Here is a 22,581-nt window from a genome sequence, read left to right on the forward strand (position 1 = left end):
AAATGCCCCATAAGTGGGACAAATTTCTCCGCTCGGCCGGACGAAACCTATAAAAACCAAATTGTTGATCGGACATGTCAGATGCCAGAACACAGGACATACGAGCGGACCCACCCCTGGATTACCTTTGAGGTAGACAACAGGAAGCTTCCACCCACGACCTGGATGGCCTTTGGAGAGATCCAGAGCAAATGCGAACATATTGCCGGGGCGCCCCTGCGCCCCGAAGTACAGAAGCACCTTCACTCAATCTTTTTGGCCAAGGGTTTGATGGCAACCGCGGCCATCGAGGGAAACACGCTTAGCGAAGAAGAAGTAGGCAAGCGCATTGCCGGCGATCTGAAGTTACCACCATCAAAGGAATACCTTGGGAAGGAGATTGATAATGTCTTGGCGGCTGCCAATGGCCTTTGGAATGACGTAGGGAAGCCGCTCACCGTTGATGATCTGAAGCGATACAACGCCCAAATTCTAGATGGTCTTCAGGTAGAACCTCCGGCAGTTCCAGGCGAGATACGCGAGCACAGCGTTACCGTCGGGCGCTATCGCGGAGCTCCTGCACAGGATTGTGAGTTTCTCCTTGAGAAAATGTGCGAATGGCTTAACGAGGAATTTAAGCCACAACCTGGAATGGCTCTTATTTATGGAGTAATGAAGGCAATCTTTGCTCACCTCTACATTGCCTGGATTCATCCGTTTGGAGATGGAAATGGGCGAACCGCCAGAATGGTTGAGGTAAGATTACTTCTTGAGGCAGGAGCTCCATCATCCGCAGCACATCTTTTAAGCAATTACTACAACCAAACAAGATCAGAATACTATAGACAACTCGATCATGCTAGCAAAAGTGGAGGAGATGTCTCTAAATTTATTACATATGCCTGCGAGGGCTTGCGTGATCAACTTAGGGATCAAATCTCACTGATTCGCGGAGAGCACTTTGATGTTACTTGGTCCAATTATGTACATGAATCTTTCAAAGACGAGAAGACTAGCACAAGCCGCAGGCGCAGAATGCTTGCTTTAGCAATATCTAATAATTGGGATGGTGTAGATTTACGGAATGTCCGCGGTCTATCGCCCCAGATTGCGGAGGAATATGCAGGGAAAAGCACAAAAACAATTCAGAGAGATTTACTTGAATTAATTAATATGAAAATAATTACAATTTCAGATCGAAAATATAAACCGAACATAAAAGCTTTATCTTCGTTCCTTCCTGCCGTTCTTCCAGAAGGACAGCCAAAAATTTCCAGACTCGAACTTAATGGTACCTAGATAGACTCTAAAATCGGCTCTATAATAATGCTTTTCCATTCAGAGGATTATATTGCGGATTCTCGCCTCGCGCGCTCATTTCTTGTACTGAGGCGAACCTCCTAACTTGACTCGCTTAACTTGGTCGTGAACTGGGGAGGGCGCGGCGGTTCTGACCAGCTCGCGCCCCGCCGGGCCGATGCAGGAGGGTCGCCCCTCCCCACCGGCGGCCGGAACCGGCACTCAGACCCATTCGCCCTGGCGCATCAGCGGCGTCGCGCTGCCGTCGAAGCCGATGCCGTCCAGTTCCACCTCGGCCGAGCCGATCATCCAGTCCACATGGATCAGGCTGGAATTGCCGCCGCGCTCGGCGAACTGCGCGTCGGTCATGCCCTCGGCATCCACGAAGCACTTCTTGTAGGCCTGGCCCAGCGCGATATGGCTGGCCGCGTTCTCGTCGAACAGCGTGTTGAAGAACAGCAGCCCGCTCTGCGAGATCGGCGAGGAATGCGGCACCAGCGCCACCTCGCCCAGCCGCCGCGCGCCCTCGTCGGTCGAGATCATTGTCCGCAGCACTTCCTCGCCCGTGCTGGCATGCGCTTCGACGATCTTCCCCTCCGCGAAGCGCACGCGGATGTCGCGGATCAGCGTCCCCCCATGCGCCAGCGGCTTGGTGGCGGCCACCGTGCCCTCGGTCATCGCCGCGTGCGGGGTGGTGAACACCTCCTCGGTCGGGATGTTCGGGTTGCCGGTGATGCCGTTGCGCGCCTTGGAGAGGCCGCCCATCCAGGCATGGTTGTCGGCCAGCCCCACGGTCAGGTCGGTGCCCGGCCCCCGGAAGCGCAGCGCCCGGAAGCGCCGCTCGGTCAGCATCCGGCGCCGCGCCATCAGCGCCGCGTTGTGCTCCGCCCAGGCCGCCTTGGGGTCCGCCCGGTCCACGCGGGTGCTGGCATAGAGCGCCTCCCACAGCTTCGCCACCGCCTCGGCTTCGGGCAGCCCGGGGAACACCGCGCGCGCCCAGGCCGGGGTGGCGAAGGGCACCAGCGTCCAGTTGATGGCCGAGGCGGTGATCAGCTCCAGCGCCGGCCGATAGGCCTTGGAGCGGGCGCGGTTGGCCCGCGCCACCTTCTCCGGGTCCTGCCCGGCCAGCAGGTTGGGGTCCTCCCCCACCACCGCGAGCCGCGCCGCGCCGCCGCGGAAGGCGGCCGCCATGCCCTCGTACATCCAGCCCGGCGCCACGTCGAAGCTGCCGTCGGCGGCGAAGCGGTAGCGGGCAAGCGCGCATTCGTCGTCGGAGAACAGCGTCGTCACCTGCGAGGCGCCGGCCTTGTAGGCCTGCTCGGTGATGCGGCGGACCAGCGGCAGCGCCTCGACCGAGGCGGTCATCACCAGTTCCTGGCCCGGATGGAGCCCGCCCAGCCCGACCTGCACGGCGATCTCGGCAAGACGGTCGAGGCGCGGGTCTGCGGTGGTGGCGGTCTGCTGGTCCATGGAAGGCCTCCTGTGCTCGGCCTGCCAGTCCTACCGTATCGCCGCGCCGCCCCAAACCGGCTTTCTGATGGCAAGTCCGGGGCGGACTCTGTCACCCGGCGAGGCTTCCCGAGGGAGCCAACCGGGGCAGCGCCCCCCCCTGGCGCCCCTCCCCCTGGCGCCCCCCCCTGGCGCCGCTCACAGCCCGAGCCTTCCCCAGGCCGCCCGCTCCTCCACCATGGCGGCGGCGCCGCGCAGCAGGCGGAGGGGCAGCGGCGGCCGCTTGACCCCGAAGCGCACGATCTGCGCCTTTTCCCCGAAGCGCCGGCGGATCTCGCCGCGGGCATCCCCCAGCCGGTCGATCAGCCCGAGCGGCAGCGCCTCCCGCCCGGTCCAGAAGCGGCCGTTGAACAGGTCGGCCTGGGGCGCCTTCAGCCGCTCGCCGCGACGCGCCCGCACCCAGGCCTTGAACTCGCCGTGCAGGGTGCCGAGGAGTTGCTCCAGCCGCTCCCGCTCCCAGGGCTGCACCGGGCGGAAGGGGTCGAGGAAGGACTTCTGTTCCCCCGCCGTAGCCAGGCGGCGCTCGATGCCGAGCTTGGCCGCCAGCTCCTCCACCCCGAAGCTGGCGGAGATCACGCCGATGGAGCCGACGATGCTGGAGGGGTCGGCGACGATCTCGTCCGCCGCGCAGGCCAGCCAGTAGCCGCCCGAGGCGGCGGCATCCTCCACGCAGGCGATCACCGGCAGCTTGTGCTTCTCGGCAAGCTGGCGGATCCGCTGGGCGATCAGGCTTGACTGCACCGGCGAGCCGCCGGGCGAGTTGATGGCCAGCACCACGGCCGCCGCGCGCTTCAGCGCGAAAGCCCGTTCCAGCACCGGCCCGATGGTTTCGACATTCAGTGGCCCGCCCGGCCCGATGCCGCCGCGGGCGGCGATGAGGCCGGAGAGGCGGAGCACCGCCACGCGCGGGTGGCGGTTCAGGAAAGGGATCTTCATGCAGAGGAAGATGACCACCTTTCGCCGCCGGGCAAGAAGTGCGACCTGTGCGGGGCGTCACAGCCGACCCGAGGAGAATGCCCCGATGAAGACTCGCGCCGCCATCGCCTGGGAAGCCGGCAAGCCGCTCTCGATCGAGGAGGTCGATCTGGAGGGCCCGCGCGAGGGCGAGGTGCTGGTGGAGGTGAAGGCCACCGGCCTCTGCCACACCGACAAGTACACCCTCTCCGGCGCCGACCCGGAGGGCCTCTTCCCCGCCATCCTCGGCCATGAGGGCGCGGGCGTGGTGGTGGATGTCGGCCCCGGCGTGCGCACGCTGAAGAAGGGCGACCACGTCATTCCGCTCTACACGCCGGAATGCCGGGAATGCGACTACTGCCTCAGCCGCAAGACCAACCTCTGCCAGAAGATCCGCGTCACCCAGGGGCGCGGGCAGATGCCGGACGGCACCAGCCGCTTCTCCTGCCAGGGCAGGCCCATCCACCACTACATGGGCACCTCGACCTTCGCGAACCACACGGTGCTGCCCGAAATCGCCGTGGCGAAGATCCGGGAGGACGCGCCCTTCGACAAGGTCTGCTACATCGGCTGCGGCGTCACCACCGGCATCGGCGCGGTGATCTTCACCGCCAAGGTGGAGGCGGGCGCCAATGTCGTGGTCTTCGGCCTCGGCGGCATCGGGCTGAACGTCATCCAGGGCGCGAGGATGGTCGGCGCCAACATGATCGTCGGCGTGGACATCAACCCGGCGCGCGAGGCAATGGCCCGCAAGTTCGGCATGACCCACTTCGTCAACCCGAAGGAGGTCAAGGGCGACCTGGTCGGCCACCTCGTCGAGCTGACCAGGGGCGGCGCCGACTATTCCTTCGAATGCGTCGGCAACACCACGCTGATGCGCCAGGCGCTGGAATGCTGCCACAAGGGCTGGGGCGTCTCGACCATCATCGGCGTGGCCGAGGCGGGCAAGGAGATCAGCACCCGCCCCTTCCAGCTCGTCACCGGCCGGCGCTGGATCGGCTCGGCCTTCGGCGGCGCGCGCGGCCGCACCGACGTGCCCAGGATCGTGGACTGGTACATGGACGGGAAAATCAACATCGACGACCTGATCACCCACACCATGCCGCTGGAAAAGATCAACGAGGGCTTCGACCTGATGGCGCGCGGCGAAAGCATCCGCGGCGTCGTGCTCTACTGAGGCGGCCCGCCGCGCCGGAACCTTGTCCTGCCCCGCCGCGTTCGGGGGAGGACAGGTTCACCGCAAGGAGCTGACCGCCGCATGACGCCCCGCCTCGCCGCTTCCGCCCTGGCCCTCGCGCTGCTGGCCGCCATCCCGGCCCTGGCCCGCGCCCCCTCCGCGGATGAGCGCACCCGCGTCGAATCCGCGCTGCGGGCGCAGGGCTTCGTCGGCTGGGGCAAGATCGGGATGGATGACGGGCTGTGGGAAGTGGAGGATGCCAGCCGCGGCAACAACGACGCGCGCGACATCCGCCTCACCCCGGACGACCTCACCGTCATCGCCACCGGGGAAGGTGACCGCAGCGCCACCGAGCAGGAACGGGCGGCGATCGGACAGGCGCTGCGCGGGCAGGGCTTCACCGGCTTCCAGTCCGTCAGCCTGGAAGAGGGCGTCTGGGAGGTGGACGATGCCCGCGCCGCCGACGGCACGCTCTACGACCTGACGCTGGAGCGCCACAGCTTCCGCATCCTCCACCGCGACAAGGACAATTGAGGACCGCTTCCGACATGACGATCGACGGCCTGAGCGAAGACACCATCCGCGACATCCTGCTGAACACCCGGCGCATCGCCGTGGTCGGCGCCTCGGCCAACCCGGCGCGCCCCTCGAACGGCGTCACCAGCTTCCTGGTGGGGCGCGGCTTCGACGTGACGCCGGTGAACCCTGGCCTGGCCGGGCAGCGGCTGCACGGCTCGGCGGTCGTCGCCAGCCTGGAGGAGGCTGGGCCGCTGGAGATGGTGGACATCTTCCGCCGCAGCGAGGAGGCCGGGAAAGTGGTGGACGAGGCCATCCGCCTTGGCGCCAAATCGGTCTGGATGCAGCTCGGCGTGATCGACACCGAGGCCGCCGGGCGCGCCCGCGCCGCCGGGCTGGTGGCGGTGATGGACCGCTGCCCGGTGATCGAGTGGAGCCGGCTCGGCCTCTCGCGCGGTGCCTGACCGGAAGATGGACGTTCTGTAATTTTTTCCTTGAAAGCGCCGCGCCGCCGGTCCAAGTGCTGATCCGCGCCCGGCCCGGGCGCGGACGGACGACACCCTGTTCGAGAAAGGCCCCTCCCGGGGATCGGACATGACCGAAGAAGAACGCCGCATCATCACCGCCTTCGTGGAGCGCATGGCGGGGGTTTCCGCCCCGCAGCCATCGGCCTCTCCCTGGGGCGGCGGCAGCGTGCCGGCCACCCAGTCCCGCCCGCCCTTGCCGCCGGTCGACCGGGAGGCCGACCAGCTCATCGCCGAGCTGTTCGCGCGCTACCCCGAGGCACGCTATCGCCTCACGCAGACGGCCTTCGTGCAGGAGCACGCCCTGGTGCAGGCACAGAACCGCATCCAGGAGCTGGAATGGCAGCTTGAGAACACCCAGCGCCAGGCGCAGGCGGCGCAGCAGCAGAGCCGTGGCGGCCTGTTCGGCGGCATGTTCGGCGGAGGCGGCGGCAACCGCCCGGTGCCGATGTCGCCGCGCCCGCAGCCGGTGATGCCGCCCAACGGCATGAACCCCGGCATGATGCAGGGCGGGCGCGGCTCCGGCTTCCTGGGCTCGGCCCTCACCACGGCGGCCGGCGTGGCCGGCGGCATGGTGCTCGGCAACATGCTGATGAACATGTTCGAGGGCGGCGCTGCCGAGGCGGCGACCGCCGCGGCGGGCGACATGGCCGGTGGCTTTGGCCAGGAGGCCGTTGCGGCCTCCAGCCCCTGGACCGATCCCGGCACGCAGCAGGATGCCGTGCCCGACCAGGGCGGCTTCGGCAACGACGCCTACCCCGATGATTCCGGCTTCCAGGACGATCCGGGCCTCGACGATCCCGGCTTCGACGAAGAGATCTGAGGCTGGCGCGGCCTGTTCCGCAGGAGGCGGCGCCGCCTTGCCGGGCGGCGCCTGCCGGGGCTGCCCGGCCCTCCGCGCGCGGCGTTTGACAGCCCTGCCCCGGCGGCGCAGCGTTTCTCTCCGCTTCGCAGGAGGAACGCCCCATGCCGCCAGCCGATCTGGAAGACGCGCCGCCGCACAACCGCGACTGGCGCATCATTGGGCTGATCGGCACCGGCCACTTCCTCTCTCACTTCTACATGCTGTGCCTGGCGCCGCTCTTTCCGCTCTGGCGCGAGGAGTTCGGTGTCTCCTACGCGGCGCTCGGCCTTTCCGTGGCCCTCATGAGCGCGGTGACGGCGCTGCTGCAGACGCCGGTCGGCTTCCTGGTGGACCGGCACGGCGCCCGCCCCTATCTGGTCGGCGGCACGCTGCTGATGGCGCTCTCCATCTCGGCCATGGCCCTGGCGCCGAACTACTGGGTGATCCTCGGCCTCTCGATCCTCTCCGGCATCGGCAACAGCGTGATCCACCCGGCCGACTACGCCATCCTCGCCGGCAGCATCAACAAGTCGCGCATGGGCCGCGCCTTCGCCATGCACACCATGACGGGAAACCTGGGCTTCGCCCTGGCGCCGCCCGTGATCGCCGTGCTGGCGGTGAGCATCGGCTGGCGTGAGTCGCTGCTGCTGCTCGGCCTGCTCGGCGTGCCCGTGGTCGGCGCCATCCTGCTGCAGAGCCGCATCCTGGCTGACCAGGCCAAGCCCAGGGCAAAGGAAGGCGGCCTTGGCGCCGAGGTGCTGTTCTCCCGCACCATGCTGCTGTTCTTCGCCTTCTTCCTGCTTTCCGCCATGGCCGGCTCGGGCATCCAGGCCTTTTTGATCACTGTGCTCGACCAGATGTGGGGCATCCCCGTCGCGGTCGGCTCGATGGCGCTGACCGGCTACATGGCCGGCAACACCACCGGCGTGCTGTTCGGCGGCTGGTTCGCCGACCGCTCGACGCGCCATGCCAGCTTCGTCATCGGCCTGACGCTGGTCTCCATCACGCTGCTGCTGATGCTCGGCAGCTTCCCCGTATCGGGCTATGCCGCCGTGGCGCTGGCGCTCGGCGCCGGCTTCGCGCTCGGCGCCAGCCGCACCCCGCGCGACGTGATGGTGAAGGACGCCGCCCCGTCCGGGCAGATCGGCAAGGTCTTCGGCTTCATCTCCTCCGGCCTGCCGCTGGGCGGCGCGCTCACGCCGGTGCCCTTCGGCCTGCTGCTCGATGCCGGCCACCCGCATCTCGTGCTGCCGCTGGTGGCCGGGCTGCTGGCCCTCTCGCTGCTCTGCATGGGCAGCGCGCGCGGCGCGGCGCGGGCGGAGAAGCCGGTGCGCCCGCTGCCCGCCGAATAGCTTGCCCGCCTCGCTTTCCCTTTCGCTGTTGCTGGAGGGGCTGAACTGGATCGGTTCAGCCGCTTTCGCCGCCTCCGGCGCCCTCACCGCCTCGCGCAAGCAGCTCGACCCCGTGGGCTTCGTGCTGATCGCCGCCACCACGGCCTTCGGTGGCGGCACGGTGCGGGATGTGCTGCTGGGCCGGCCCGTGCTCTGGCTCAGCACGCCCGGCCTGGCGCTGATGGTGGCGGCGGTGGCGCTGATCCTGTTCTTCGCCGCGCACCGGCTGGAGCGGCGCTTCGTGCCGCTGCTCTGGGCCGACGCGGTCGGCATGGCACTCTTCGCCGTGCTGGGCGCCGAGGCGGCGCTGGATGATGGCGCCAGCCCCTGGGCCGCCATCCTGCTCGGCATGATCACCGCCACCTTTGGCGGCGCCCTGCGGGACATCATCTGCGGCGAGTTGCCGCTGATCCTGCGCAAGGAGATCTACGCCACGGCGGCGGCGCTGGGCGCCGCGGGCTTTGTCGCCCTCTCCCTTCTGGGGGCGGAGCGCAGCCTTGCCGTCTGCGCCGGCATGGCGGGCGCCTTCCTGGTGCGGGCGGCGGCGCTGCTGCGCGGCTGGTCGCTGCCGACCTACAAGGCGCGCCCGGGGCGGGACTACCCGGACGAGCGGTGAAGGAGGCAGAAGCCGATGGAAGCCACCATCCGCTCCATGGCGGCGCGCGACCTCGGCGCGGCGGACCGCGCGCCACACCCGCCTTGCCGCTGGTCGCCGTGCAACTCGGCCATCTCGGCCGCGTGGTCCGCGAAGGCACCCATGTCTCCGCGGCCTGGCGCCGTTTCGTCCAGGAGGCCGGCGCTCAATCCATTCTGCGCGCCAGCCCGACCCACCGGAGTGCCCGGCCCCAACGATCGCGCCGCCACCGCCAACGGCGCCGCGTGGAAAGCCTTGGGCGTGGCTGAAGGAATGGCGGGCCGTCGCCCCCCCCGGCAACCGAACCGCCGACTGCTTCCGCGGCCGCTTTCGTTGCGCCGCCACCCCCAGCCGGTTCGGGACGGCTCTCAGATCCATCCGCCTGCTGGCGGAGCTGGCGCAGGCTGGCTCGCCTGGGGGGACGCTTCAGCGCGCCCAAGGATCTTGTCGAGCTCGCCGCGGTCAAGCCAGGCGCCCCGGCATTTCGGGCAATAATCCATTTTGATGCCCTGCCGCTCGCTTTTGGCGAGGGCTGCGCCACAACATGGGCAGCTGAAGGGGTGCGCTTCGCTCTCCGCTCCCTCCTGCACAGAAGCGGATCGGCTGTCGATCTGCGCCAATTCTCCTGCCCTCCCTTTCAAGGAAGCGAGAAGCGCGCGCGCCGCGTCGTACTCGGGGCCAGAACCATCACGGCTCAGGAATTCCTCGACTTCAACGTCCGTGACATGGCCGCCGGATGCGGGATTGGCTTGATGCCGCACGGAAATCCGCCCCGCTATGGGATCGCGGATGAGCTGCCAGCTGTCGCCGTTCTGACTGCGATAGATATCCACTGGCGAGAGGGTCACGACCTGGTTCCTTGGTTGAATAGCGGCACGGGCTTCGCCGAGATTCAGCACCTCATGTGCCTCATCCGTTCCAACGCGCCTTCACTCGGTTCATCCGTGGCTTCAACAGCGACGCCGCTTGGCCCGGCAGCGTGCCTTGTTCCAAGAAAATGCCGCCTGGAACGTCGCACCGGTACGCGCCGCGCGCCAAAGGCACCGTGATGCAGAACCATCTTGGAACTCTCCTGCTCCATGACTCGATGGATGAGGCAGGAGAGGCGGCTGCGGCTGACGCTTCCGAACTCGACAAACCGTGGCGACGCGCCGCCTTGCCGCTGAGGCAGCCCTGCCATCCGCAGCCGGTTCCGCGCTTCCTCTCCGATAACGTCTTCGCCTGCCCGCCGTTGTACTGATTTTGACGAACCACATGCGAAGAAGAACGGCGAAGCTGCTGCTGTTGACCAGGCTCGGGCGCGGTCGCAGCAGTTCCACAGCGGCGCGTCGCGGCTTCAAGAGCAGCAGAGGCCCGGCGGACACCTCTGGAAGCGACGAGCGATCGCCCTTCTACCAATGACGTTATCGTCATCTCATCGGCTGGAAGGAGCAACACAAAGGCATTTATCAGGCCTGCGACGTATCGCCCGCGGCGCTCGGCCGCTTAAGCCGGATTGGGAGTTTTCCCTGGATGGCACCAACAATTGCCGACGGGGGCGCAGAAAGGAGTTGCATCGTTGTGGCAAGCACTCCATCTATGCATAGTCAACTCGTTTGGTTCGGCCTGCTCTCCTTGCTCATGATCGAGCGCCGAGCCCGGTGTCCGTCTCCCCTCGAAGTTTGATCCGTCTTGTGAAGTCGCAAGGCGGAATTTTGTTATGAACGGAACACGACCATGGCTATCGGCACTGTGAAATGGTTCAACGCCACCAAGGGCTTCGGTTTCATCCAGCCTGATGACGGCTCCAAGGACGTTTTCCTGCACATCTCGGACGTGCAGCGCGCCGGCATGCAGGAGCCCCGCGAGGGCGACAAGCTCGCTTACGACCTCCAGCGCGGCCAGCAGGGCAAGGTTTCCGCCGGCAATCTGAAGCCGGCGTAACAGATTTGCGGCGGGGCGGCCACGGTCGCCCCGCCGCTCAGAAGCAGCCGGCATGCTCGCTGCGCTCGGGTTTTCGCCTGAGGGTGACTTGCGGGGAGCCAGCTGCCTTCACAAAGCACCCAGGAAGCCCGTGCCGACGCCCAACCTGGCGCCGTCATGGAAATCAGCTTGAATCCACTATCTCCTCAAGCGCCAACAAGGCGCTTTGCAGCGGATGGTGCTGCCAGTTCCGCCCACCCCGTCTTCGCTGCCGAGCCCTCGGTACCTTCCGGCTGAGGCCGGAGGAAGACCGGTGGCTCGTTCTCGGTGTCTTCGGGTGACGAAAGAGCGATAAGGGCGCGGACCACCTGATCCAGCAGCCCAAGTCATCTCACGAGGATTAACCATGCAGTCCCACCGCTTTTCCATCGGCCAGAACGTGCTGCTCTCCCTCGGAAAGTACGGCGGCAGCGCGCCAAACGGCACTTACACGGTTCTGCGGCTTCTCCCCAACGACGATGCTGATCGCGAGTACCGCGTGCGTCACCAGGATGACGGCCACGAGCGCGTCGTGCGCGAAAGCCAGATCCGTCCCGGGCCAGCCTCGTTCTTCCGCTGAGGACACTGTTCCTCTCTCCGGCCATTGCCGGCCTATCGCATGGCAGCGACCCATCGCGCCCTGAGCCGGCCGCCCGCTCCTGGGAAGGCTCGAATGGCAGAAAGTACATCATGCCCAAAAGCAAGACGAAACCCGATCCTACCTCAGCCGCCGAGACAGGTGCCGAAGAGGAGGTGGCCTACCTCGCGAAGCGCCATCGTGTGTCGCCCGCCATCGTGCAGGAGATTATCCGCCGCCTCGGCTCAAGCGAGCGGACGGCGGTCGAACGTGAGATCCGCAAGGGCATGATGCGCCGCTGATCCAGCGTGCGCGGCGCAGGCTGAGCCACCAGCCGCCGCGGGGTGGAGCATGGCCGCGTCATGACACGCCGCCGCAGCCAGAGGCAGGATCTGTCAGGGGTGTTGTGATCGGGCAGCCGTGGGAGCGGGTGAGCGACAACGCCTTTCGCTGCGAGCGAGCCGTCGAGGATATGTCGGCCCAGCGCCTGGGTTGGCGACGCGGCGCGTAGCGTACCCAGAACAAGCAATACGTCCCGCTCGGGCAGCAGATTGCCGGCGATGCGACCTCCTCCACAGTGGCGTGGCCTCGGATGCTCGAGGACTGCCGCGGCCTGTCCGGCCACCGTCAACGGCGGCCGGCACGATCACAGAGACCCGCGCCCCTCTCACGGCACCTCCGAAGCTCTGCTCCCCTTCAGCACCCTAGAGCAGATCCCGTTCCGATGGCATCATCGGGACGGGTGAACATGCTCTAGCCGCCTGCGCGCTGGAGGCGCTTGGCGAGGGCGAGGTGGAGGGGATTTCGGAGATCCGGAAGGCGCGCACCGCGGCATTCCGGTTCGCGACCTTTGATGCGGCGCTCTCGGTTCCTGCCCTGCCGATCCAGGATGCGATCGGCAGGGCACGTTCTCGCACCGCGACCACCATCGGCTTCGTCCGCTTCGCCCTCTTCCTGCCGAAGCCTGGAGGCGGGGCGCCGGCGTGGTCACCCGTCTTCCGCCGCTGCCCGCTCTGCAGCCCAGCTCCTCCGCGCGGCCCCGGGGATCACCGCGCAGTCCGGCCATTCGGCCGGACCCCAGGGATCATCTCGCGCCGGCGCCGCCGTGCGGATGGTCCAGAAAGAAGCGGAGCATCTCGCGCGAGGCGTCAGGTCCGCGCGGGTCGGTGTAGGAGCCGGCGGGGCTGCCGCCGGACCAGGCATGGCCACCGCCATGGATGAGCCACTGCTCCAGCACGGGCCGCCCTTCGGCATCGGCCTGGATGGTCCGGGTATAGGCATGCCCGCCCGCCACCTGGCCACGCTGGACCTCCGTCCGGAGAGCGGTGGAGGCGGCAGCGCCCGACTGCGCGATGACCTGGTCACCGTTGCGGGGGTGCACCGTGGCATCCCGGTCGGCGTGGAACACAATGGTCGGAACCACCCCTTGCGGCTTTCCTGAACAGGGAAGCGCACCGGGCGCGCCCTGCCGCATGGCGGAAAAGGCGGAAGAAAGGTCGCGCGCCGCGCCGCAGGCCAGGCCGGAATGCACTCCAACCGCCGCGTAAAGCTCAGGATAGGCCTGCCCCATGATCGCCGCCGCCGCTCCACCGGCCGACAGCCCGGCGACATGAACATGCCGAGGCTCTACGGCATGGTCGCGCATGATCTGCCGCGTCATGCCCGCGATCAACGCGGGCTCCCCGTGACCGCGCTTCTGGTCGGCGGGACTGAACCAGTTCCAGCATTTCTGCGCATTGGCGGAACTTGGTTGGGCTGGATACAGAACAAGGAAGCCATGTTCCTCGGCGAGCGTATTCATGCGCGTGCCGGCAGCGAAATCGTCCGGCGACTGGGTGCACCCGTGCAGCATGACGATCAGTGGCGCCGGTTCGCCGCGATGCGTGCTGGGGATGTACAACTTGTAGGAGCGGCTTCCGGCCTCGGCGGTAAAGGTTCCCGCCATGAACTGCGCTCCCTCGGGAAGGCGTGCCCGTGCATGCGTCGGCGCTCGCCGCATCGCATCCGGTTTTCCCGCCAAGCCGCCCGCGTCGAGCCCGGCCAGAATGCCGCGTAACGCGCCCGGCGCCTGCGGTGCCACGCTCCCATGCAGGTCGCCGGCCACCTGCCAGGGGCTGGCGCGCGCCTCTTCGGGCCGGCCCCGGTGGACGACCTCGCCGGGATCGACCATCTCGCCGGCTTCCGGTTCGACGTCGATGATGCGTGGCCGCTGAGTTCCGGGAGGCATCCCGTTTCTGGCAAGCTGCGGCGCCTCGAACGTCTCTGCGGCTGATGGCGGCATGCCGCGAAGCCGGCGCTGCAGGAGCGCGGTGGCCTCGGCGAGGCGGCCCTCGCGAGTGAGGCGGGTCGCCTCGGCCATGTCGGGGAGCGGCGCGGTGTTCATGTGCGGATCTTTCGATTTTCGGGAGCGCGCAGCCTTGCCCCATGGGCAGGTCCGACCCGCAGCCCGGCTGGACCTCCCAGGGGTGTCGGCGCATGGCGCCGATCCGGGATTCTGGTGCAGCAACGATGGAGAACACTCAGAGCCCGTTCGAGAATGGGGCGGCGGCGGGCTGGCGAGACCTTCTTGTGCCGGGCGGGACGATCCGCGGACCCGATGCGGAGCATCGGGGCAAGGGTCTGACGCCCCCGGCGCGGAGACGATCCGCCAGGCCGAGCCGCAGCCATTCTCAAACGGGCTCTCAGCGGGTGCGGTCGGCGAGGGCCGCCTTCACGGCGGCGCTGGCCTGCAGCGCGCCCAGGACGGACACCGATGCGATCGTGGCGCGGGCGAGTTCGGGCGAGACATCCGCCGCAATGCTGGCGAGGCCCAGCACCCGGATATGGAGTGTTTGCCCCGCTTCCTGCGCCGCCTCGAGGTCCTCGCGGCTGTAGTGCCGCAGGCCTAGGTCGAGACTTTTCCGCGCAACGGACAGCCTCGCCGCATCGGCATGCCGCTCGATCTGGTTACGGATCGCGGTGCGGATGAAGTCGGTGCGGTTCGAGTAGAAGCCGTCCTGCACCAGCAGGTCGATATGGCCGAGATCAACATAGCCGAGATTGATCGTGACCTTCTCGGTGTCACCGCCGGCCCGGGGCCGCAGTTCGTGAAGGGTGCTCGCCATCCTCGGGACATCCTCTCGCCATCCACCTGGATGGTATGTGGAGGTTCGACCAGGAACTTCAAGCCCGGTCAGGAGGGCAGCAGACCGCTTCCCGCAGCGGCTTGCCGCCTCGGCGACATGCCATGAGGGTGCCAGAGCTGTTGTGCAGGGCGCTGCGCCCCCTCGGTCCACATCCGGCCGGGATCGTGCTCCGGCGCTTGGTGGAGGCGCGACGGTTCCGGCGGGCCGGATCCCGGAGCGGGTGCATGGCCCTCCCTCCTCGCTGAACCCCGCCATGGCCGCGGCGACATATCGCGCCCACCGCCAGGTCTGTGGAAGCCGCTTGATTGATGCTGCGCGCCGCCTCCACCGGCGGGCCAAACTGCATCTTTCCGGCGGCCGTCACGGCTTCGCCGCCCGCCTGCATTCGCGGCGCGGCGAAAACAGGCGTGCGGCGCCACAGCTCGCACCAGCGCAACCCGGATCTTCGCCGGCGAAGCTGCACGGGCAGGCTGGCAGGCCGTCGGCATCTCCCTCCAACAGCAGGACAGGCGCCTCGGGATGATGGCGGGAACTGCCCCCGCCCCCGTTCCTCAAGCCGCTCCGTCAGCCAACTTCCCCCCTCCCCCTGTGGCGGCCGGCCTTGCCTCAAGCAGTCAAGCCCGGATGGCCTGGAGCGCCTTCCAGTCGAACTCGATCCCGTGTCCCGGCCGGTCCGGCGCGACCGCGAAACCCTCTTCGATTCGCAACGGCTCGGCGATGTAGCGATCAAGCCCGAAACCGTGAGCTTCAAGGTAGGAACGGTTCGGCGCCGCGGCGAGCAGGTGGACCGTGACGTCGTGCGCGCCGTGCGAGGTAACTGGCAGGTTGTAGGCCTCGGCCAGGTGCGCGATCTTCATGAAGGGCGTCACGCCGCCGCAGTTGGTGACGTCCGGCTCCGGATAGGTGACGCCGCCAGCGGCGATCAGTTGCTTGAACTCCCACAGCGTGCGCAGGTTCTCGCCGGCGGCGATCGGCAGGCCGCCCTCGCGCACCACGCGCACCTGCCCGGCCACGTCGTCGGGAATAACCGGCTCCTCCAGCCAGGCCGGGGCGTAGGGCTGGAAGGCGCGGGCTGCCCGGATCGCCTCGTCGGCGCTCCACTTCATGTTGGCGTCCACCATCAGGGGAAAACCCTCACCGAGGTGCTCGCGCATGGCCCTGACGCGCTCGACATCCTCGGCAAGCCGCTTGCGCCCCACCTTCATCTTGATCGCGCGAAAGCCCTTCCTGAGATTGTCGTCGGTCTGCCGCAGCAACTTGTCGAGCGGAAAGTCGAGATCGATGCCGCCGGCGTAGCACGGCACGCGCGGGTCATAGCCACCGAGCAGCTTCCAGAGTGGCTGCCCGAGCCGCCTGGCCTTGAGGTCCCACAGCGCCATGTCCAGCGCCGACTGGGCAAGGACGGTGGGGCCGCCCCGGCCACCATAATGCTGCCCCCACCAGACCCTTTGCCAAAGCAGCTCGATCCGGTCCGCATCCTGCCCGACCATCTGTTCGGGGATGTCGCGTGTCAGGATCGCGTCGATCGCCGCGCCGTTGCGGCCGACGGTGAAAGTGTAGCCGACGCCCTCGGCTCCGTCGGCATCCCGCAGACGAACAGTGTTGAGCTCGAAGGCCAGCATGTCGCCATGCGTGCTGTCGCTCAAGGTGACCTCAAGCGGAACACGATAATAGCCGGCCTCCATCGAAACGACGTTTGGCATGACGCTCCTCCATTCTTCGCCGATTTACGGCTCCGGTTCTGGCCGACCATATTATGCTTTCATCGGCCTGTAATCGCCTGCCTGCCCCTGCCCCTTTTCGCATGAAGGCCCAGTCCTTCAGGGCCCGCGGTGCCGGTGGGCTCCGGCAGCGCGCGCGTCCGGAACGCCTTGACCGGCAGCCCTTCGGCGGCCGGGCGCTGGTGGTCGCGCAGGGCTGTCGGGCCCGCCATCAAGGTTGAGGCGGTGGCCGCAAGCGAGTCTGGACCATCCCGGCGGACCCAGCCCGCCGGAGAATATGGCCTTCAACCCATGCATCGACGCCCACGACGCCATGCCGGACGGCGGCGAGCCAGCCGGCGCGACGGCCAACCGCCGACTGGAGCCGGATGAGACCCAGGAGCGCGCGCTGTCAGCCGGTCGGTACGTCTGCCTCAGCGTCAGCGACACCGGTCCCGGCATGTCGCCGGAAGGGATGGCCAGTGCGCTCGATCCCTCTTTCAAGGCGAAGCCGACCAGCCAGCGCACCATGGTCACCACCCTCCAGCCGCGCCACCTCAGCGCTGACGAAGCGGCGTCGCCGCCGGACAGGCATGATCGCGCTCGGCAGGTACCCCCGTCGGAAAGCAGGCGGCGCCGCGCACTGCGCCCGCCTCGGTCCGGGCGCACAGCGCAGCGGCGGCCTCGTCCCTGGGCGCATCCGCCCGCCGCAGCAACCCAGCGGCTTCCAGATCGGCCGCGTCCCCGGCCGGCCATCACGGGGCGGAGGCAGATGAGCGGCACCTCGACGCTTTCGCCATTGTGAACTGTTAAGCAGTGCCTTACATCCGTGAGCATGAGCCGCGTGCCGCCTGCCCCGCGTAGTCCGGCTACCCCACTTTGCCCCTCGCTGCGTGACCGGATCCTGCCTGCGCTGGGGCTCGCGGCAAGCCAGGCAGTTCTCGACCGCGCGACCCTGTGGCAACCCCTGCACCGCATTCTCGCCGGCCGTGGCGCCCTCACCCTGGAGAGGGGGGGGCTGCGGCTGGAACGCTGCTGCGGGGCTTCCCTCGCCTGCCGGCGAAGGGGGCAGCAAAACCGCGCCTTACCGCGGGTTTGGAAAGCGCCGGCGTGCCGGCTGGCCAGCCGTCCTCAGCACCCTCCCCGCATGCCGTCCTGGTCCAGATCGGAGCGCCCCATGAACCATGATCCAAAGGCTTCGGGCAAGGCTCGGACCGGTGTCGCCGGCCTCGACGACATCCTGGTCGGCGGGCTGGCGCCCGGCCACCTTTTTCTGCTGGAAGGAAGCCCCGGCACGGGCAAGACCACGGTCGCGCTCAGCTTCCTGCTCGAAGGCGCGCGCCTGGGCGAGCAAGGCCTCTACATCACCCTCTCCGAGACGGAGCGAGAGCTGCGCGACGGGGCGCGCTCGCATGGCTGGACCATCCCGGACGAGGTCGCGGTGTTCGAACTCGTGCCGCCGGAAAGCCTGCTCGACGCGGCGCAGCAGCAGAGCCTGCTGTATTCCTCCGACCTCGAGCTGGGCGAAGCGACCCGGCAGATCTTCGAGACCTTTGAACGCGTCCAGCCGGCCCGCGTCGTCCTGGACAGCCTGTCCGAGATCCGCCTGCTGGCGCAGAGCTCTCTGCGCTACCGCCGGCAGATCCTGGCGCTGAAGCACTACTTCGCCCGCTTCGGCGCCACCGTGCTGCTGCTGGATGACCTCACCTCGGACGCGCTCGACAAAACAGTCCACAGCGTCGCCCATGGCGTGATCCGGCTGGAGGAACTGGCGCCGGAATACGGCGCCGAGCGGCGCAGGCTGCGGGTGTCGAAGTACCGTGGCCAGGCCTTCCGGGGCGGGTTCCACGACTTCGCCATCAAGCATGGCGGCGTGCACGTGTTCCCCCGCCTGGTGGCCGCCGAACACCGCAGCGGCTTCGATCGCCACCGCATGACCAGCGACATTGCTGAGTTGGACGCGCTTCTCGGCGGAGGCATCGAGCAAGGCTCCAGCGCCCTGGTGCTGGGTCCCGCCGGCACGGGCAAGAGCACTTTCGCGCTGCAGTTCGTGGCTGCCGCGGTGGAGCGCGGGGAAAAGGCGGCGATCTTCGTCTTCGACGAGGAACTGGGCCTTCTCTTCAGCCGCACCCGCAGCATGGGCTTCGACCTGGAACAGATGCGCGACAGCGGAGCGCTGCACATCGAGCAGGTGGACGCCGCCGAGCTTTCGCCCGGCGAGTTCGCGCATCGCGTGCGGCAGCGCGTGGACATCGCGCAGGCCAAGACGGTCGTGATCGACAGCCTCAACGGCTACCAGGCCGCGATGCCGGACGAGAACGCGCTGATCCTGCACGTCCACGAGCTGCTGCAATACCTGAACCGGCAGGGCGCCACCACCTTCCTGACGGTGGCGCAGCACGGGCTGGTGGGCGACATGAAGTCTCCGGTGGACATCACCTACCTGGCGGACACCGTGATCCTGCTCCGCTATTTCGAGGCGACGGGCCAGGTGCGGCGCGCCGTGTCCGTCATCAAGAAACGCACCGGGGCGCACGAGGAGACGATCCGCGAATACCGCATCAGTGGAAACGGCCTCAGCCTGGGCAAGCCGCTCGTGGGCTTCCAGGGCGTGCTCAGGGGCGTGCCGACCTTGGTCGGGAACGCGGCGCCTCTGTTAAGCATGCCGTCCGCGACGTGAAGCCGGTTCCTGTGGATCAGGCGCCCCAAGCCCTGATCTACACGCCGCATGGCCGCGATGCGATGATCGCCGAGGCGCTGCTGCGCGAAGTGGGCGCGACCTGCCGCACCTGCTCCGATCTGGCGAGCTTCGAGGCAGGGCTCAACGAAACTGCCTGCTTCGCGGTGGTCACGCAGGAGGCGCTGAAAGGCGCCGATCTCAGCGGCATCGCCGCCAGGCTCGCGGCGCAGCCCACATGGTCCGACCTGCCCTTCATCGTCCTGACCCGGGGCGGCGACGGCCCGGAACAGAACTCGGCCGCGGCCCGGCTTTCCGAGGCGCTCGGCAACGTCACCTTCCTGGAGCGCCCGTTCCATCCCACCACCTTCGTCAGCGTCACCCGCTCCGCGCTCAAGGGCCGACACCGGCAGTTCGAGGCGCGGGCGCGGATCGAGGAGCTGCGCGAGAGCGAGAACCGCTTGCAGATCGCATTGCTGGCGGGGCGCCTGGGATCCTGGGAGTTCGACGTCCAGACAGAGACCCTGGCGGCCTCGGCGACCTGCAGAGCCATCTTCGGGCGCGGACCGGAAGCGCCCTTCACCTACCAGGACCTGCTGGCCAGCATCCATCCGCAGGACCGCGCGAGGATGCAGGCCGCCGTCGGGGCCAGCATCGCCGGGGACGTCGATTACGCGATCGAATACCGCACGGTCTGGCCGGACGGCAGCATCCATTGGGCCGAGATCCGTGCCCGCGTGGTGCGCGACCGGCAGGGTGGCAGGCCGCGCCTCGTCGGCGTGTCGTCCGACATCACGGACCGCAAGACCGCCGAGGACCGGCTCCATCAGCTGAACGAGACGCTGGAGGAGCGGGTCTTCACCCGCACCGTCGAACTGAGGCAGGCGCATGACAAGGTCATGGCGGAGGTGGAGCAGCGCGAGCGCGCCGAGGAGCAGCTCCGCCAGTCGCAGAAGATGGAGGCGGTCGGGCAGCTCACGGGCGGCCTGGCGCATGACTTCAACAACCTGCTGACCGGCATCACCGGCAGCCTTGAGCTGCTCCAGATGCGCATGCGGCAGGGACGGACCGCGGAGCTGGACCGCTTCATTGTCGCGGCGCAGCAATCGGCGGACCGGGCGGCGGCCCTGACGCACCGGCTTCTGGCGTTCTCGCGGAGGCAGACCCTCGATCCCAAGCCGACCGACGTCGCTAGCCTGATGGCCGGGGTGGCCGAGCTGATCACGCGCGCGATCGGGCCAGCCATCGCGCTGGAGATGGCCAGCGTACAGGATCTCTGGTCCACGCTGGTGGACCCGAACCAGCTCGAGAATGCCCTGCTCAACCTGTGCATCAACGCGCGCGACGCCATGCCGGATGGCGGCCGCATCATGATCCAGGCGGAAAACATCTTCCTGGATGGGCGGGCCGCCGGCCCTCGCGACATGCCGCCGGGCCAGTACGTGTCGCTGAGCGTCACGGATACCGGAACGGGCATGTCTCCGGAGGTGATCGAGCGCGCTTTCGACCCGTTCTTCACGACCAAGCCCATGGGCCAGGGAACCGGGCTTGGCCTTTCCATGATCTACGGCTTCGTGCGCCAGTCCGGCGGGCAGGTGAGGATCCATTCGGAGGTTGGCCGCGGCACCACGGTCCGCCTCTATCTGCCGCGGCACGCCCAGGCAGCCGAGGCTGCGGCGAGAAGGTCCGGCGTCGCCGTGGCGTCGCGCGCCAAGCCGGGCGAGACCGTTCTGGTTGTGGACGACGAGCCGAGCGTCCGCATGCTGGTCACCGAGGTGCTCCAGAACCTCGGCTATTGCGCGATCGAGGCGGCGGATGGGCGGTCCGGGCTGGAGGTGCTCCGCTCATCGGCGCGTGTCGATTTGCTGGTGAGCGATGTCGGCCTGCCAGGAGGCATGAACGGCAGGCAACTGGCGGATGCGGGGCGAGCCCTGCGGCCGGACCTGCGGGTGCTGTTCATCACCGGCTATGCGGAGCATGCCGTCATGGGCGAGAAGCACCTCACCCCCGGCATGTCCGTGCTCACGAAGCCTTTCTCGTTGGAGGCCCTCGCAGCCAGGATCAATGGCCTGATCGCGGATGAAGCGTTTCCGTCTCGCGTCTCCAGCGGGCTCGCCGGAGGCGGACCGCCGCCATAGGGGCCGGGATGAAAGCCGTGCGCAGGGGCGTCCTGGAAGCCGGCCCGTAAGTTTTCAGACCGACCCGACCGCATGGGCCGCCTCGGCAGCCGCTTCCGGCTGCGATGGATCTCCGCCTGCGGGACGGCCCGCTCCGCCTCCCGCTCCGCCTCCCGCTCCGCCTCCCGCTGCGCCTTCGCCACGGCGATGAACCAGGCACGCGGTTGCCTCTCGCGGTTCCAGCGGTGGCCGCGCGCCCCCGGCCGGTTCCTGGCCTCGAACGCCTCCCCCTATCCACCCCGCTGAGCGAGCGGGCCCAGGGCCTGGCGGCGGAGACCGGGGTGGCGGTCGAGCGGCGACGGGGTGAGTCAGCTTGGCCAGCACCTCGTCGGCTTCATCGCCGGACAGGGCCGGACCGGTCAGGCATCAACGGAATGCAGGGCGCCGATGCCCCGGACTGGCGCGGTCTGGCCAGGAGCAACGGCTCAGAGGCAGATGGCGCCCGCCGCAAGCCGACCGGCGCCATTCTCCCCCAAGGGAACGGGCTTCCAGGCACCCTCAGCGTCGCCGTCGCGCACCTGCCCGCCGCGCGGCGAGGGTGCGGCGCTCGCGCGCCGCCTCTTCGAGCAGCCAGGTGCGGAAGGCGGCGACGCGCGGCCGCGTCACCGCGCCATCCGGGCAGACGAACCAGTAGCTGCTGTCCGCCCGCGCCTCCTGAGGCAGCGGCCGCACCAGGCGGCCTGCCCGGAGGTCCTCACCCGCGAGCACCTGATTGCCGAGCGCGACGCCCTGGCCAGCCAGCGCCGCCTGGAGGCTCATATGCGCCTGCGCGAAGTGCAGGCCGCGTGACGCGTCCACCTGCTCCGCGCCGACCGCGGCGAGCCACGCCCCCCAGGTCAGGTCGTGCAGGCGCCCGAGGCTGTCAATCCATGGATCCTCGTGCAGCAGGGTGAACCGGGCGAGGTCGGCAGGCGTGCGCAACGGCGGTCCCGCCTCAAGCAGCCGTGGGCTGCAGACCGGGAAGAGCACATGCGGGAACAGCAGATCGGCGTGCAGCCCCGGCCAGGAAGGGCCGGGCCCCTGGCGGATCGCCACATCGACGTTCTCGCGCGCGAAGTCGGTGGGTGCCGGGTTCACCTCGATGCGCACATCGACGTCGGGGTGACGGGCGCGGAACTCGCCGAGGCGCGGGATCAGCCAGCGCGCGGCGAGCGAAGGCGATGTGCTGATGGTGAGCACCGGCGCGGCGGCATGCCGGCGTACGCGCTCGCTTGCGGCAGCGAGGCGCGCAAACACCTCGCGCAACTCGCCCCCATAGAGCTGCCCCGCGTCGGTCAGCAGCACGCCCTTGGGCAGCCGGCGGAACAGGGGAACGCCCAGCCAATCCTCAAGCTGCTTCACCTGCTGGCTCACCGCACCCGGGGTAACCAGCAGATCCTCGGCCGCGCGGGCGAAGCTCAGATGGCGCGCAGCCGCCTCGAAAGCGCGCAGCGAGGCGAGCGGGGGCAGCTTGGCCGACATGATGGATGGCTTAGTTCCTCTAAGCCTCAGCCGCAAGCGAATTGGTTTGTCTCCGGTCCGCGGCAGGGCCGAAAATGGCGTCGCCCACACAGACAG

Annotated in this window: 19 protein-coding genes; 12 read left to right on the forward strand and 7 right to left on the reverse strand. The window is 68.1% G+C overall.

Annotated features, from left to right (window positions below):
* The first annotated feature begins 270 nt into the window (after positions 1–270).
* Positions 271–1,278 carry a Fic family protein gene (locus E0493_RS10510; RefSeq protein ID WP_160936892.1) on the forward strand — a complete coding sequence of 336 codons (1,008 nt, stop codon included), beginning with the start codon at positions 271–273 and terminating at the stop codon, positions 1,276–1,278.
* Between the two features lie 222 nt (positions 1,279–1,500).
* Here E0493_RS10510 and E0493_RS10515 read toward each other — a convergent pair whose 3' ends face one another.
* Positions 1,501–2,748: an aminopeptidase gene (locus tag E0493_RS10515; protein ID WP_160936893.1), complete on the reverse strand. Its 1,248-nt coding sequence runs from the start codon at positions 2,746–2,748 to the stop codon at positions 1,501–1,503.
* Positions 2,749–2,925: 177 nt separating this feature from the next.
* Positions 2,926–3,723 carry a S49 family peptidase gene (locus E0493_RS10520; protein ID WP_160936894.1) on the reverse strand — a complete coding sequence of 266 codons (798 nt, stop codon included), beginning with the start codon at positions 3,721–3,723 and terminating at the stop codon, positions 2,926–2,928.
* An 85-nt stretch (positions 3,724–3,808) separates the two neighbouring features.
* Here E0493_RS10520 and E0493_RS10525 point away from each other — a divergent pair, with 85 nt between their 5' ends.
* From E0493_RS10525 to E0493_RS10550, 6 genes are all read left to right on the forward strand, one after another.
* Positions 3,809–4,918, forward strand: a complete 1,110-nt coding sequence (locus tag E0493_RS10525) for an S-(hydroxymethyl)glutathione dehydrogenase/class III alcohol dehydrogenase (RefSeq protein WP_160936895.1) — start codon at positions 3,809–3,811, stop codon at positions 4,916–4,918.
* A gap of 81 nt (positions 4,919–4,999) precedes the next feature.
* Entirely contained in the window at positions 5,000–5,452 is a 453-nt protein-coding gene (locus tag E0493_RS10530; protein WP_160936896.1) for a PepSY domain-containing protein, read from the forward strand.
* 14 nt (positions 5,453–5,466) lie between these two features.
* Positions 5,467–5,898, forward strand: a complete 432-nt coding sequence (locus tag E0493_RS10535; protein ID WP_160936897.1) for a CoA-binding protein — start codon at positions 5,467–5,469, stop codon at positions 5,896–5,898.
* Between the two features lie 130 nt (positions 5,899–6,028).
* Positions 6,029–6,781, forward strand: coding sequence for a DUF2076 domain-containing protein (locus tag E0493_RS10540; protein WP_160936898.1), 753 nt, complete (start codon positions 6,029–6,031; stop codon positions 6,779–6,781).
* A gap of 143 nt (positions 6,782–6,924) precedes the next feature.
* Complete coding sequence (locus tag E0493_RS10545; RefSeq protein ID WP_160936899.1) at positions 6,925–8,154, forward strand: MFS transporter; 1,230 nt, start codon at positions 6,925–6,927, stop codon at positions 8,152–8,154.
* Position 8,155: 1 nt separating this feature from the next.
* Entirely contained in the window at positions 8,156–8,809 is a 654-nt protein-coding gene (locus tag E0493_RS10550; protein ID WP_160936900.1) for a trimeric intracellular cation channel family protein, read from the forward strand.
* A 386-nt stretch (positions 8,810–9,195) separates the two neighbouring features.
* On the opposite strand, the gene E0493_RS23325 is transcribed toward E0493_RS10550, so the two are convergent.
* Positions 9,196–9,726, reverse strand: coding sequence for a TFIIB-type zinc ribbon-containing protein (locus E0493_RS23325; protein WP_367614488.1), 531 nt, complete (start codon positions 9,724–9,726; stop codon positions 9,196–9,198).
* An 817-nt stretch (positions 9,727–10,543) separates the two neighbouring features.
* Between E0493_RS23325 and E0493_RS10560 the strand changes: the two genes are divergently transcribed.
* From E0493_RS10560 to E0493_RS10570, 3 genes are all read left to right on the forward strand, one after another.
* Positions 10,544–10,750 (forward strand): cold-shock protein, encoded by a 207-nt coding sequence (locus E0493_RS10560; RefSeq protein ID WP_160936901.1) that lies wholly within the window; start codon positions 10,544–10,546, stop codon positions 10,748–10,750.
* A gap of 385 nt (positions 10,751–11,135) precedes the next feature.
* Entirely contained in the window at positions 11,136–11,348 is a 213-nt protein-coding gene (locus E0493_RS10565; protein ID WP_160936902.1) for a hypothetical protein, read from the forward strand.
* 110 nt (positions 11,349–11,458) lie between these two features.
* Complete coding sequence (locus E0493_RS10570) at positions 11,459–11,647, forward strand: DUF3606 domain-containing protein (RefSeq protein ID WP_160936903.1); 189 nt, start codon at positions 11,459–11,461, stop codon at positions 11,645–11,647.
* A gap of 782 nt (positions 11,648–12,429) precedes the next feature.
* Here E0493_RS10570 and E0493_RS10575 read toward each other — a convergent pair.
* The 3 genes from E0493_RS10575 to E0493_RS10585 form a co-directional block, all read right to left on the reverse strand.
* Positions 12,430–13,728, reverse strand: a complete 1,299-nt coding sequence (locus tag E0493_RS10575; RefSeq protein WP_160936904.1) for an extracellular catalytic domain type 1 short-chain-length polyhydroxyalkanoate depolymerase — start codon at positions 13,726–13,728, stop codon at positions 12,430–12,432.
* A 298-nt stretch (positions 13,729–14,026) separates the two neighbouring features.
* Positions 14,027–14,449 carry a CopG family transcriptional regulator gene (locus E0493_RS10580; RefSeq protein WP_160936905.1) on the reverse strand — a complete coding sequence of 141 codons (423 nt, stop codon included), beginning with the start codon at positions 14,447–14,449 and terminating at the stop codon, positions 14,027–14,029.
* A 635-nt stretch (positions 14,450–15,084) separates the two neighbouring features.
* Positions 15,085–16,173 (reverse strand): mandelate racemase/muconate lactonizing enzyme family protein, encoded by a 1,089-nt coding sequence (locus E0493_RS10585; RefSeq protein ID WP_160936906.1) that lies wholly within the window; start codon positions 16,171–16,173, stop codon positions 15,085–15,087.
* A 1,174-nt stretch (positions 16,174–17,347) separates the two neighbouring features.
* Between E0493_RS10585 and E0493_RS10590 the strand changes: the two genes are divergently transcribed.
* Positions 17,348–18,850: an ATPase domain-containing protein gene (locus E0493_RS10590; RefSeq protein ID WP_160936907.1), complete on the forward strand. Its 1,503-nt coding sequence runs from the start codon at positions 17,348–17,350 to the stop codon at positions 18,848–18,850.
* The gene (locus E0493_RS10595) at positions 18,847–20,985 is read left to right on the forward strand and encodes a hybrid sensor histidine kinase/response regulator (protein WP_367614489.1); all 2,139 of its coding nucleotides are present in this window, start codon (positions 18,847–18,849) and stop codon (positions 20,983–20,985) included. The genes E0493_RS10590 and E0493_RS10595 overlap by 4 nt, the downstream gene beginning before the upstream one ends.
* Before the next feature lie 537 nt (positions 20,986–21,522).
* Here the strand turns inward: E0493_RS10595 and E0493_RS10600 are convergent.
* Positions 21,523–22,485: a transcriptional regulator GcvA gene (locus E0493_RS10600; protein ID WP_160936908.1), complete on the reverse strand. Its 963-nt coding sequence runs from the start codon at positions 22,483–22,485 to the stop codon at positions 21,523–21,525.
* Between the last annotated feature and the right edge of the window lie 96 nt (positions 22,486–22,581).

It is taken from the genome of Teichococcus coralli (assembly GCF_009829925.1).
Lineage (GTDB): Bacteria > Pseudomonadota > Alphaproteobacteria > Acetobacterales > Acetobacteraceae > Pseudoroseomonas > Pseudoroseomonas coralli.